We start from the raw sequence: 11,742 nt of genomic DNA, 5'->3' as shown, positions 1-11,742 counted from the left end.
CTCGATGACACGGCCTAGTGTTTGCGCCATGAGCGACGCCGAGGCGCCTATGTTCGATGCGGGACAAACCCGATTCGACGACAACCCAGGGCATTCGCGTGAGGTCGGGCAAGTCGTCCGGCGAGCTCGCCGGACGTTGCTTGCCGCGAACCTGGCCGGATTCGTTTTGGCCGCAGCGCAATTGGTCGTCTACGGCGGCGGGCCCGTTGGGCCATCCGTCGCAGAGACGGCGGGTCTGGTCGCGGCCATCGCCCTGTACACGCTTTGTGCGGTCGCGGTTGTGGATCTGCGTGGACGGCGTCGTGTCTCACGAGTGACCGCATGGATGCCGCAGCGTCGATCACCGTCGGCAGCCGAACAGGTAGCGGTTTTGCGGGTGCCGTGGTCGACAACGCTGGACGTTCTGATCGGATGGCTGATCGCCGTGATCATCCCCCTCGCCGTCTACACCGGGCTCGGATACGGGGCGACGGCGGTCGTGCGCGCCTTGGTCGCGAGTCTGCTGTCGAGCCTCACGGCCTCATCGTTGTCGTTTCTGCTGCTGGAACAGGCCACTCGGCCACTGACCCGGTTGGCGCTGGCAGGTAACGCGCCGACCGAGGCCACCACGATCGGCCTGCGCCTGCGCCTGCTGCTGGCCTGGATGTTGACCGGCGCCGTGCCTGTCGTGCTGCTGGCCACCGCGCCCACCGGCCCGTCGGCCCGAGGGCATACAGCCGTGTCGGTCGCCTCGGTCGTGATTGCCTGTGTCTCGATTGCCTGGGGCGTCGCGGTCACCTCCGCGATGGCGCGCACACTGATCGAACCGGTCACCCGTCTTCGGTTGGCCCAACATCGCGTTCAGGACGGCGATCTGTCCGTTCATGTGCCCGTCGAGGATGCGGGCGAGATCGGCATGCTGCAGGCCGGCTTCAACCACATGGTGCACGGCCTGGCGGAGCGTCAGCGGTTGCACGACCTGTTCGGCCGTCACGTAGGCATCGAGGTCGCGCGCGCCGCGCTGGCCGACGGCGTCCACATGGGCGGCGAAAGATGTTCGGCAAGTGTGCTTTTCATCGACCTGATTGGATCCACCGCCTTGGCTCAGCGTCTCGAACCCGAAGCAATGGTCGTCATGCTCAACGATGTTTTCGCCGCGGTCGTCGCCTGTGCGAGTGCCGAGGGCGGCTGGGTCAACAAGTTCGAAGGTGACGCGGCACTGTGCGTATTCGGCCCGCCCGGCGACCACGCCGGGCATGCCGCCGCCGCACTGCGCACCGCCCGCGCACTACGCAGGAGCTTGATCACTCTGCGACAGCGGCATCCCGACCTCGACGCAGGGATCGGCGTCTCCACCGGCGTAGTGTTCGCCGGCAACATCGGCGCCGCCGACCGCTACGAGTACACCGTCATCGGCGACGCGGTGAACGAGGCAGCGCGACTGACCGAACACGCCAAAGCGATACCCGAGGGCGTACTCGCCTCCTCCCTCACGATCACCGCCGATCCTGCCGAGGCCCGTCACTGGCAGTTCCATCGCGCCCTGCAGCTACGCGGACGGACAGCCGAAACTCTCGCCTATGTTCCCCTGACCGCCCATTGCGCAGATTGATTTCGATCTGCCTTTCACCCCCGCTGGTCACTTCTCGGTTGTAAGCCCCCAGCGGCAAGTCTGGTCACGCGAAAAGTGAGCAACTGCGACTTGAGGTTCCCCCGCTTTCTCGGAAGGGATACCTCGCGCGGACCCTCTTGAATCGTGCCATCTGCTGAGCGCTTCATGCAGACAAGGACAAGCATTCGACGCTGCCAGCGAGTCAGAGGCCCTATGGGAGAAGCTCTACGAGATCGATACAGCCCTGCACGGCCCGAGCCTAGAGCAGGCCCAACCGACCCTCTTCAAAATCGCGGCGATGCTATAACCCTCCCATCGCGCCGACGTCAGCGGGAGTGGCCATTCAACGACCGCCTGGCGCTTTGCGACTATTCAGGGCGAAATCGGCTTCGATCACCAACTTTCCAGCAAGAAACCGCTGGTCAGTCCTGTTCCCATCTATCTGGTCAGTCCTGTTCCCATCTATATCGTGTGGGCCGCGACTTCGTCGTCGATCCGCTGCCCGGCCCTGCGTATCTGCTCCACGGCCAGCCCGTAATACCTGTGGTCCAAGCGATTGCTGCGGCGGTGGCCAGGGTCAGGCATCAGGCTTGTTCCGGCCTGCACCGACCGGCGGCGAGGCAGCGTGCCGCGTAGCTGGCCAGTCAGTGAGCACAGGACATCCGCTAGCCGGGCCAGGGTGGCGGGAATCTGGCCCGGCTGCGGTCGGTCGTCGGTCGATGGCTCAGATGAGGTCGGCCTGCTGCAGCAGCTGGTCGAGGTAGGTGCCTTCGATCTTCTTCAGTGCCGCCTTCTCGATCAGTTTGCCGCCGAAGGGCAACGGGATCTCGCTGAGCGGCTTTCGATCGTTGAGGTAGTACAACGCCTGCAGCAGGACCCGCACATCGAAGGACGAACCGAAGACCTCCGGGACCGCCCGGTCGACGTCCAGCAGCGTGTACACGGCCTCCATGGCAGTGCGTACCGAGTACTCGGTGGTGAAGACGGTGTCGCGTTCGGTCTCGGCGAAGTTGCCGATGAATGCCAGGTTCTGCGATCCGTCCGGGACCACCTTCGGCCGGTCGCCGAGCGCGCGCGGCATGAAGTACGACGAGATGTAGGGCATGTTGCACGGCACCGTATTCGCCGAATTGCGGGCCAGGTCATCGATTTGGTCGACCGGCACACCGATGTGGTACAGCCATTCAGCGGTCAGTTCGGCGCCCGTGCATTCGCGGATCGTCTTCTTCACGTAGTCGCCCGGTTTGTCGGAGAACAAGCCGTAGAGCCACACCACGAGCTGCCGGGCGGGGTCCTGCGCGGCGAAATGCGGCTGGCGGCTCATGGTGAACCCGTAGAGCCAGCTCGAGTCCTTGATGCTGCAGGGGCCGCCGGTGATGATCTTGCCGCCGCGCGGGTCCCGCCCGGTGATCTTTTCGATGTAGGGCGCGATCTTGTCGTCGGTCAGTGTGACCGTCGCCGAGATGGTCCAGTTCGCCTCGGGGATGTTCTCGCTGAACTTCTCCGGATAGCCGAACGCACGGTCGCGGGTGGCCATCGTCTTCCAGAGTTTCCAGGCGCCGCCGCGGTCGGTGACCACGGGTGCGGGGGTGTCGTTGTCGCCGAAGGTCGAGCTCTCGGTGATCGATCCGTTCGTGATGATGACGAGGTCCTCCGGGGCGACGGCGACTTTCTCGGTCGTACCGTCGTTGCCGAGTCCGGCCGAAGCGGCGGCTTCGCCAGCGGTGCCGCCGGTGGTGGCCCCGACCAGCAACTCGAGCTCGGTCACGGTCTTGCGGCCGCCGGCGTCGGTGACCAGGACATCGAGCACCTGGGTCGCGTTGCGGAACACGACGCCTTCGGATCGCAGATGCGCGACGAGCGGTTCGATCAGCGATTCGTATTGGTTGTACTGCGCGAACCGCAGCGAACTCAGATCGGCGAGGGCAGCGATGTGGTGCACGAAGCGCAGCAGGTAGCGGCGCATCTCCATCGCCGAGGCCCACGGCTCGAACGCGAACATGGTCGCCCAGTAGAGCCAGAAGTTCGACGCGAAGAACTCCTCGCCGAAGAATTCGTCGATGCGCTTGTCGTCGAGGTCCTCTTCCCGGGTGAGCGCGAGGTGCAGAATCTCCTGGACCGCCCGCGGCGTGAGAGTGAGATCGCTCATCTTCTCGATGCGCTGACCGCGATCGTGGATCGCGCGGTTGGGATTGGTGGACGGGTCGGCTTTGTGGATCCAGTACATCTCGTCGAGCACCGAGGCGTCCGGGGTGTTCAACGACGGTACCGAGCGGAACAGGTCCCAGAGTGTCTCGAAATGGGCTTCCATTTCGCGTCCGCCGCGGATGATGAAGCCTTTGTGCTCGTCGAGCAGGCCGTCGCAGCTGCCGCCGGGGATCGTCAGCTCCTCGTAGACGGTGATCGCCTTGCCCGTGACCCCGCCGTCGCGTATGAGGAACACGGCTGCCGCCAGACCCGCGAGACCACCGCCGACCAGGTGCACCTTGCGGTCGCCCGGCCACTCGCGCTTCGGTGGCCGGGCGAACGCCTCGAAGTTTCCGTTGGATCGATACATACAGGTCTCCTGACAGTGTCGACGGATATGTAACTAGATAGTCGCTAGATGGCTGTTCTTTTTCTCGCGTTGCAGCAAAGCCGTTGCAGAACCGCATCGTTAGCGGTCAGTTCGGTCGCGATTCGGCCGAGAGGCGATGTTGCTGCAAATCAACTCGTGGTTCGGATGCTGCTCCGATAGGCCGCTCCGGGCAAGAGAACGGCCGAGGCCGAGCGACAACGGACCGGCACCACCCCATCGATCCATCCCGCAGACGCCCTGCCTGGCCTTGCTCGACACAGGGCCAGAACACCCGCCTCGACCTCCCGGCGCACCACAACGCCGTGGTCCACAGTCCGGGAGGTCGAGGGCGCCGAGTTCATACTCAGTTCGATGGTCGACTACGCGCGCGTTGCGACGATGCCTATGCCCTGAAACTGCTTGCGAGCTTCTCCTTCTTCTCACGGAAGGCCTGCTTGTGCTGTTCACGCTTCTCGCGGAACTCTTGCTTGTGCTGTTCACGCAGCTTCTTGCGGGCTTCCTTCTCAGCGGCCCGCGCGGCCTCGTCGGCCGCTTGCAGTTCGGCCTCGACCACCACGGTGGGTTCGCGGTAGACCCATCCGCCCAGGTCCGCTATCGCCCGGTCGAGGACTTCGGGTGTGTACTCGACCAACTCGATGAGCAGCGCGGTCCGCCCGGGCTGGACATACCGGGAGAACAACTCGATTGCGCCGTCCGACTCGTCGGCGCGCGCTGCATCGCCAACACCGCCGGTCAGCGCTCCCAGACTCCCGCCGAGTAGCACCCCCAGCGGGCCGCCGAGCACCCCGACCAGTGATCCGGCCAGGCCGCCTCCGACAGTCGCCAAGCCCTCGAAATCATCAGCGCCGTCGCGAAGCTCGAACCGCCCGTCCGGGGTCCGGCTCAGCACAGCGGCGGAACGGAGCTCGAGGTTGCCATTGGTGGCTGCCAGCTCGATGGCGTTGATCCCTGCATTGATCCTGCTGTCGTCGGCGAAGGTAATGAGCGCCGTATTCTCTTCCATTTCTGCCTCCGTCAATAAGGTCGAACCGAATGGGGAACATGTCTGCACACGGAAATGATCGCAGTGGGCGATAGCATTTCCAGCACGTATTCAGCGCTGAACCGTGCCTGCAATCACTTTGTGGAACGGTCGAACCGATCTCCAGGATCGGTCTCGGACGAGGGTGGACAGTGTGGGGTTTGGGATTCCACTCCGTGTTCTGTGGCCGACTACTTCCGAGGTCCCCCGGTCACGTCCTCAATGGTTTTCTTGGCCGTGTTCGCGGCGTCTTTCAATCCTGCTTCGAGGTGATCGCGCTTGACTTCTGCTTCCTCGGCCCTGGTCTTTGCCTTGCCGCGCGCTTCCTCGGCTTTGCTCTTCACCTGCTCGGCCTTGCCTTTGAGCTTGTCTTGGAGCGACATTTCGAAACCTCCGTTGTAGCGATGGGATCGGAAAATCAATTACTCAAACGAAGCTACCGGCCGGAATTAATATCAGCAAGCCGTTCTCTGACATTCTCCAAAATGACAAAATATAGTCGATGCGGGCTGTTGTTTTGACGAAAACTCGAGCTGGACAGAACCTCGGTGTCGAAAATCACGACGGGTAAAATTCTCCAATCGATCAATTTCCACGACTCGCCGACACGGCAAACACCCCGGTCAGGTGACCATTTTGCAGGCTGCTGTCACAATCGAGAAATATGCGAGGGATTTTCCGTTAGATTTCCAATGGTGCACTGATGCCAGTCGAGAGATATTAGGCAGGTAATGCATTACGCGATTTGAAATCACCGGTGAACCGACCAAGGAGGCAGGACATGAACTCTCGTCGACTATTCCTCGTGCTGGCATGCACGACGGTCGCCGCGGTGACCGGTTGTTCCGGCGGAACCGATGCTCGGGTCGGACCGCCCACGCGGACCTCCGCGGTCGTCGTCGGTGTCGACGAGCGTGCGCTACCCCTACCCGGCGTCGAGAACGCGCGTGACGTGGGTGGTTATCGCACCGTCGATGGTCGGCAGGTCCGGACCGGCCTGGTCTACCGCTCGGGTGAATTGTCCACAGCCAGCGACCCGGCCTTGGCGTACCTCACCGGCCATGATCTGAAATTCGACGACGACCTGCGCCTGCGATCCGAGATCGCCAAGGCCCCGGACCGCGTGGCGGCGGGGGCCGCCTACCGCAATGTGGATGTCGTGGGCCAAGCCTCGCCGGAGGTAATCGCGTCCGCCCAGAACGCGGGGCCCGACCTGTACCGAGCCTTCATCACCACACCCGGCGCGAACGAGGGATTCGCGGCGATCCTGCACGACATCATCGACACCACCGCCGGCACCGTCCTCTATCACTGCAGCTCGGGCAAGGACCGTACCGGCTGGACCACCGCCGTATTGCTGACCGTTCTGGGCGTCGACCGCCAGACCGTCTACTACGACTTCCTGCTATCCAACTACTACCGCGATGCGGCTCCCGGCGACACCGCCAACGGAGTCGTGGCGACCGCGCTGGACGCCGCGTTCGATCAGGCGGACCAAAGCTACGGCAGCTTCGACAACTACGTCCGAAACGGCCTGAAACTCACCGACGCCGACGTCGCCGCACTACAGGCGAAAATGCTGTCCTGAGGAGAAGTTCACTCCCCGGGCGCGAATGAGACGTTCATGGGTGAGATCAGTTCGTGGTGGCGTCCGCTTGTAGCAGGCGCGCGACCCGAGCGGCGGTCAACGTGATTGCCTCGGTAGGGTTTTGCGGATCGTATCCGGTGAGATCGGCGATCCGAGACAGCCGGTAGGTGACCGTGTTGCGGTGGATGTGCAATGCCTCGGCCGTCGGGTTGAGCGCATAGTTGTTGCGGGCGAACATGTCATAGGTCTCGGTCAGTATCGGCTGGTCGTCGAGCGAGTCGACCAGGTGCGCCAGTCGGGTACGGGTCTGGGGGTCGGTGGCGATCGCATACTCGAGCATGAATCGCTCACGGCGGCAGACGATCTCACCGACGTCGAGGGCGCGACACAGCTCGGCGACGGTACGTGCTTCCACGAACGCCTCCGGCAGCCCGGCCACCGGGCCTGCCGCCACGCCGAGCCAGAACCGCGGCAGCGTGTCACGGACCGCGTGCACTCGCCGATCGAGATCGTCGATCGCGGCCTCGGCGGAGACATCGCGGCCGAGGGGCAACAGTGCCGTCCAGCCGCCGACATCGGCACGCACCAGAGCAGCCGCCGTGTGCGGGAAACGCTGGCGCAGATTGCTCACCGTGAGCGGAGTCGGGTCAGCGGCGCAGGCGACCACGACGAGATAGCCCTCGGCGACGCGGACCCGAGGATCGGCATGCATGCCAACGTTGTAGCTGCCGGTCAACAGGGCATCGACCAGCTCGTGGCGACGTTCGAGTTGTTCCCAGGCCGGGAACGCGGTGAAGTCGGCGCAGGCGACAGCGATGCGGGTGGCCACGATCGCGCTGTAGCGCGACAACGCCGGCGCATGGTCGAACATCAGCCGCCGAGTCGGTTCGTTCGCCGCATCGGCCAATCGGTTCCACACGTATTCGACAGCGCTCGAGCGGATGTCGAGCAGATCTTCCAACGTGCGTCCATCCCGCACCGCTGCACGCGCCGCAGCGACAATGGGAGCCAGAGCGGTGTCGGAGGGATCCGTGCCATCGATGAACAACGCGAACAACAGATCGATGTGCAGATGGGCGCTTATCAGGAAATCAGCGGCTCTCAGGTCGACCGCCTCGACGGACTCCACGTCGGACGGATCGATGGTGTCGACGAGCCGGTGCGCGGCAGCCCGCAACTCCGCCAACATGACCCGCGCCTGTCGGTCCGCCAAGGATTTCATCCTTCCACGCACTGCAGAACGTCTACGGGGTGACGAATCGGAACGTAACAGAACCTTCCCACCCGGCCTGGTCAGCCGGACGTCGTGTCGACACCCCGCACGAGAAAAACGCCGCGGGCCGTGACAACACACCATCGATTCGGCACTTCAGTGCGTTGATCATGCTCGGTGGGCAAACCTACGAAATGGCCGACAACGACGAACCCAAGGATCCTCCACGCCGTGGGAGCAGTCGGCAGGAACCACCGAGCGCAGAGTTCGAGATCGTGATCGCCGAAGGCGCCGAGGTTGAGCGCTGGCGCGACGCTTCGGTCCGTTCACCGTGTCGGTGTCCAACTTGTCCGTCGGTTCGGGTGTCGTTGTCATCGGTTCCTCACAGGCTCACCTGGCCCGCGTCAGCACCCTTTCGGGTCCGGACACTCGGTCCGGTATCCGGCCGGTTATCCACGACGCACCAGCGGAGGGGCCGGCGATCTCCGTGGGGGGTTCCCGTTGCCTTTCGGCCACCGGCATTGGCTTTTCGTGTCGATGTGAGGGCTCACGACACCCTTGACCGATTGTTATCGAGTGACGCTTGACGTGTCGGCCTCATCGGTGGTGTTGTTCGGTCCGGCTTTGGCGATGGCGCGAACGGGATCGGCGTGGATCAGCGGGCGATGGTGGAATACCGCTATCGGGCGGTGTGTGAAGTCTTGGGCGGCTCCCCGATCGGTGAGGTCGCGGCCCGGTTCGGAACGTCGCGGCAGTCCCTGGACACCTGGCGTAACCGGTTCCGGCAGGAGGGCATAGCGGGGTTGGCGGATCGGTCACGGCGACCGCGGACCAGCCCGGCTCGCGTCGCTACCGATGTCGAGGCGCTGATTTGCCAACTGCGGCAGGAGCATCCACGCTGGGGTGCCCGCAGGATCAGTTACGAGCTGGCCAGGCGCCACGATATCCCGGCGCCGGCGCGAGCAACCATACACCGGATCCTGGTCCGCAACGGGTTGGTGAATCAACAAGTCCAGCAACATAAACGGGTATATCGACGTTGGCAGCGGCAGGAACCGATGCATCTGTGGCAGCTCGACATCGTCGGTGGTGTGCCCTTGGCCGACGACCGCTCCTGCAAGCTGATCACCGGCATCGACGATCATTCACGTTTCGTTGTCATCTCCACGGTGCTGGCGACGCCGTCGGCCCGCGAGGCTGTTGGGCGCCGCCACCGAGGGTGGCGGTGCCGTTCTGCAGACCGGTGAGTCCACCGGCCAGATCGTTGGCACCCGAGGCGAGCTGCCCGGCGCCCGCGGCCGCGGCGCCGACGCCCGGCACGAGTTGCCCGGACAGGCCGGTGGCCAGAGTGTCAGCGCCGGTGGCGAGTTGGTTGGTGCCCGCATACAGTTTGTTCGCGCCGTCGGCGGCGCGCGCAGCCCGGTTCCCGCGGAGTCGACACCGGCGAGCACGGTGGTGGCGGCTTGGGTGGCGAGGCTCTTGCGGACGGCGTTCTCGATCGAGGTCATGATCCGGGCGCCGGTGGTCGAAGCCATGATGGTGTTGTTGTCGTTGTAGGTGACCTCGATACGGGCCGGGGTCGCGGTGGGCTGGGAGATCCCGGCGATGGTGCGGCTGAAATCTCGGGGAATCGACACCACGAAGTAGTAGCGGCCCGAGCGCAGCCCCGCCGTGGCGTCGGTCTGGTCGACGAGGTGGAAGTCGACGGGTTTGCTGTCGAGCAGTTGCGCGACCACCTTGTCCCCGGCGGCGAGCCGACCAGCGTGCTGCGCATGTGCGTGGGAAATAGCTCTGCCCCGTAGGCGCGTGCGACGGTGCCATGGATACTGGCACTGAGCCCGGTGAGGAAGCCGAATAACACAATCAGCTCGGGCTGGTGGGCGAGTCCGAACGCGAACCCTGCCACAGCGACCGCTACCGCAGTCACGATGACGAGGGTTCGTCGTTGAACCCTGTCCGAGAGCAGCACCAGCACCGCCGGGCCGAGGGGAAATCCGAGAGCAGACAACGCCGAATAGGCAAGGGAATCCACCAGGTCGATGCCTTTAGCCAGAATCGCGAGCGGCGCGATCGAGGAAAACCCGTAGACACCGACAGTCCCCAACATTTCCATCAGCCCCACGAGGGTGATCCGTCGCCGCAGTTCCCCACGACCGAACGCCGGAACCCATCCTCGTTCTGTGGGCGCGCTTTTCGTAGCATCGCCGCGGAGCGGGTCGGCCTTGGCAAGGATGTCGCTGATGATGCGCACGGCTTCGTCGTCGCGGCCCCGGGTGGCAAGCCACCGCGGCGATTCGGGCAGCCCTTGGCGCATAACCCACACCAACCCCGCGCCCAATGAGGCACTGACAAGCATCCATCGCCAACTGTCGATGCCTGCGATCTGGTGTGGAAGTGCGGTGGCGAAGATGTCGGCCACTGGGACCGCGAGCATGCCAAAGGCATACGACCAGGCCATGAGCCTGCCGCGGTGGCGCGAGGGCAGCAATTCGGTGAGATAGCTGTCGACCAACGCCAGTTCGGCGCCCAGCCCTATTCCGACCAGCAGACGCACCACCACCATGCTGGTTTCGTTATCGGCGGTAGCGCACAGCAACGACAACACCGCGTAGCTGATCAGGTTGATCTGGAACATTCTCCGACGGCCGAACCGGTCTGCCAGTGGCGTCAACAGCAGTGCGCCCAGAAATTCACCGGCGAAGGGCGCGGCGACAATTGCCGCTTTCCACGAGGAGCTGAGATTCCATTCCGTGGGTAGCAGCGGCAACATCAGTGTGCCGACTGCGATTTCGTAGAAGTTGAAAAACGAGCCGATCCCCACCAGTGCCACGACTCGGCGATGCCAGGGTGTTACGTCGATACGGTCGAGGGCGTGCAGGGCCGACTGCACGTCCGCCGTGGGCGGTGTCAGGTTCTCTGTCACTGGATCTCACTGGAAAGGGATCGGCGCGCTACCCACGGTGTCCCGATCTGAACGACTACGGGACGCACCTATTCGAGGTGTGCCGACACGACGGAGTAATGCTGCTGGTGCGGTGGCCGGTCAGGCGCGTTCGTAGATGCCGATAGCCTTGCCACGTGCAAGGACGTGGCCGTCGATCGCGGACATGACCCTGCCGAGCGTGGCGCCCTCACCGAGCCCTGTGACACGGTCGAGGGCGAAGAGCTGAAAGACATAGCGGTGCGGGCCGTGCCCCGGGATCGGCCGTGGTCCGGCGTATCCGCGGCGCCGAAACGCCCCGGTACCGATCGTCATCGCGATCGAGGAGTCTTCATGGGCCACTTGGGTGGGACCGATATTGATGGCTCCTTCAGGCAGTGCGGTGCTACGGGGGTTTATGCCGGTGACTACGCCGTGCACGATCGGGCGCGGCAGTGGCACGTCGGGGTCCTCAATGACAAGGACGAGCTCGGCGGCATTGGTGGGAACGCCGCTCCAATTCAGTGGTGGCGAGATGTTGTCGCCCACACCGACTCCTGCGTAACGCACGGGGATCGCCTCGCCGTCGGTGAAGGCACTGCTGGTCAGGGCAATCGTCTCGGGTGCCTGCTGGACGGCAGGGTGGTACCAGGCGGTGGAGTCGATGCCGGCACGGACCGGTCGTAGTAGGCGGGCAATCAGGTGTTTGGCCATGGGAACTCCGTGTGGGTCGGGGCTTGTTGACAGGTGCGACCTGCCGACGAACCCATACGCGTGGTGCTCGAAGCAAAGTCGCTGCGGCACACACGAATTGCTTGTGAGGCAGCGGTG

9 protein-coding genes and 1 pseudogene are annotated in these 11,742 nt (G+C 64.2%); 3 read left to right on the top strand and 7 right to left on the bottom strand.

Translation table 11 applies throughout. The features are described 5' to 3' along the window. The first annotated feature begins 28 nt into the window (after positions 1 to 28). The gene (locus tag GPX89_RS07920) at positions 29 to 1,591 is read left to right on the top strand and encodes an adenylate/guanylate cyclase domain-containing protein (RefSeq protein ID WP_198347295.1); all 1,563 of its coding nucleotides are present in this window, start codon (positions 29 to 31) and stop codon (positions 1,589 to 1,591) included. Positions 1,592 to 2,315: 724 nt separating this feature from the next. Here the strand turns inward: GPX89_RS07920 and GPX89_RS07915 are convergent. The 3 genes from GPX89_RS07915 to GPX89_RS07905 all read right to left on the bottom strand — a co-directional run bounded on the left by GPX89_RS07915 (position 2,316) and on the right by GPX89_RS07905 (position 5,573). Beyond that, positions 2,316 to 4,148, bottom strand: coding sequence for an oleate hydratase (locus GPX89_RS07915; protein ID WP_157386555.1), 1,833 nt, complete (start codon positions 4,146 to 4,148; stop codon positions 2,316 to 2,318). Positions 4,149 to 4,551: 403 nt separating this feature from the next. Then, on the bottom strand, positions 4,552 to 5,172 hold the full coding sequence (locus GPX89_RS07910; RefSeq protein ID WP_157386554.1) for a DUF1269 domain-containing protein: 621 nt from the start codon (positions 5,170 to 5,172) through the stop codon (positions 4,552 to 4,554). A 209-nt stretch (positions 5,173 to 5,381) separates the two neighbouring features. Then, positions 5,382 to 5,573, bottom strand: coding sequence for a CsbD family protein (locus GPX89_RS07905; protein WP_157386553.1), 192 nt, complete (start codon positions 5,571 to 5,573; stop codon positions 5,382 to 5,384). Positions 5,574 to 5,971: 398 nt separating this feature from the next. On the opposite strand from GPX89_RS07905, the gene GPX89_RS07900 reads away from it, so the two are divergent. Continuing rightward, the gene (locus tag GPX89_RS07900; RefSeq protein WP_157386552.1) at positions 5,972 to 6,778 is read left to right on the top strand and encodes a tyrosine-protein phosphatase; all 807 of its coding nucleotides are present in this window, start codon (positions 5,972 to 5,974) and stop codon (positions 6,776 to 6,778) included. Positions 6,779 to 6,824: 46 nt separating this feature from the next. On the opposite strand, the gene GPX89_RS07895 is transcribed toward GPX89_RS07900, so the two are convergent. Beyond that, positions 6,825 to 7,991 (bottom strand): PucR family transcriptional regulator, encoded by a 1,167-nt coding sequence (locus tag GPX89_RS07895; protein WP_157386551.1) that lies wholly within the window; start codon positions 7,989 to 7,991, stop codon positions 6,825 to 6,827. A 665-nt stretch (positions 7,992 to 8,656) separates the two neighbouring features. On the opposite strand from GPX89_RS07895, the gene GPX89_RS07890 reads away from it, so the two are divergent. Continuing rightward, the gene (locus GPX89_RS07890; RefSeq protein ID WP_235946694.1) at positions 8,657 to 9,238 is read left to right on the top strand and encodes a helix-turn-helix domain-containing protein; all 582 of its coding nucleotides are present in this window, start codon (positions 8,657 to 8,659) and stop codon (positions 9,236 to 9,238) included. Here GPX89_RS07890 and GPX89_RS46195 read toward each other — a convergent pair. The 3 genes and pseudogenes from GPX89_RS46195 to GPX89_RS07875 form a co-directional block, all read right to left on the bottom strand. Then, positions 9,150 to 9,392, bottom strand: a pseudogene (locus GPX89_RS46195) (hypothetical protein); the annotation flags it as partial. The gene GPX89_RS07890 and the pseudogene GPX89_RS46195 sit on opposite strands and share 89 nt — an antisense overlap. 103 nt (positions 9,393 to 9,495) lie before the next feature. Further along, positions 9,496 to 10,914 carry an MFS transporter gene (locus tag GPX89_RS07880; RefSeq protein ID WP_157386550.1) on the bottom strand — a complete coding sequence of 473 codons (1,419 nt, stop codon included), beginning with the start codon at positions 10,912 to 10,914 and terminating at the stop codon, positions 9,496 to 9,498. Positions 10,915 to 11,034: 120 nt separating this feature from the next. Beyond that, positions 11,035 to 11,625 carry a YbhB/YbcL family Raf kinase inhibitor-like protein gene (locus tag GPX89_RS07875; RefSeq protein WP_157386549.1) on the bottom strand — a complete coding sequence of 197 codons (591 nt, stop codon included), beginning with the start codon at positions 11,623 to 11,625 and terminating at the stop codon, positions 11,035 to 11,037. Positions 11,626 to 11,742: the final 117 nt, after the last annotated feature.

This window comes from Nocardia terrae (assembly GCF_009760405.1).
GTDB lineage: Bacteria > Actinomycetota > Actinomycetes > Mycobacteriales > Mycobacteriaceae > Nocardia > Nocardia terrae.
The sequence above is the reverse complement of the archived record's forward strand: the minus strand, read 5'-3'. Positions and strand labels throughout refer to the sequence as shown.

Bases quoted from the DNA above. Each gene is read 5' to 3' on its own strand.
- GPX89_RS07900 (WP_157386552.1), top strand. From the start codon at position 5,972: ATGAACTCTCGTCGACTATTCCTCGTGCTGGCATGCACGACGGTCGCC.
- GPX89_RS07915 (WP_157386555.1), bottom strand. From the start codon at position 4,148: ATGTATCGATCCAACGGAAACTTCGAGGCGTTCGCCCGGCCACCGAAG.
- GPX89_RS07910 (WP_157386554.1), bottom strand. From the start codon at position 5,172: ATGGAAGAGAATACGGCGCTCATTACCTTCGCCGACGACAGCAGGATC.
- GPX89_RS07875 (WP_157386549.1), bottom strand. From the start codon at position 11,625: ATGGCCAAACACCTGATTGCCCGCCTACTACGACCGGTCCGTGCCGGC.
- GPX89_RS07905 (WP_157386553.1), bottom strand. From the start codon at position 5,573: ATGTCGCTCCAAGACAAGCTCAAAGGCAAGGCCGAGCAGGTGAAGAGC.
- GPX89_RS07920 (WP_198347295.1), top strand. From the start codon at position 29: ATGAGCGACGCCGAGGCGCCTATGTTCGATGCGGGACAAACCCGATTC.
- GPX89_RS07890 (WP_235946694.1), top strand. From the start codon at position 8,657: ATGGTGGAATACCGCTATCGGGCGGTGTGTGAAGTCTTGGGCGGCTCC.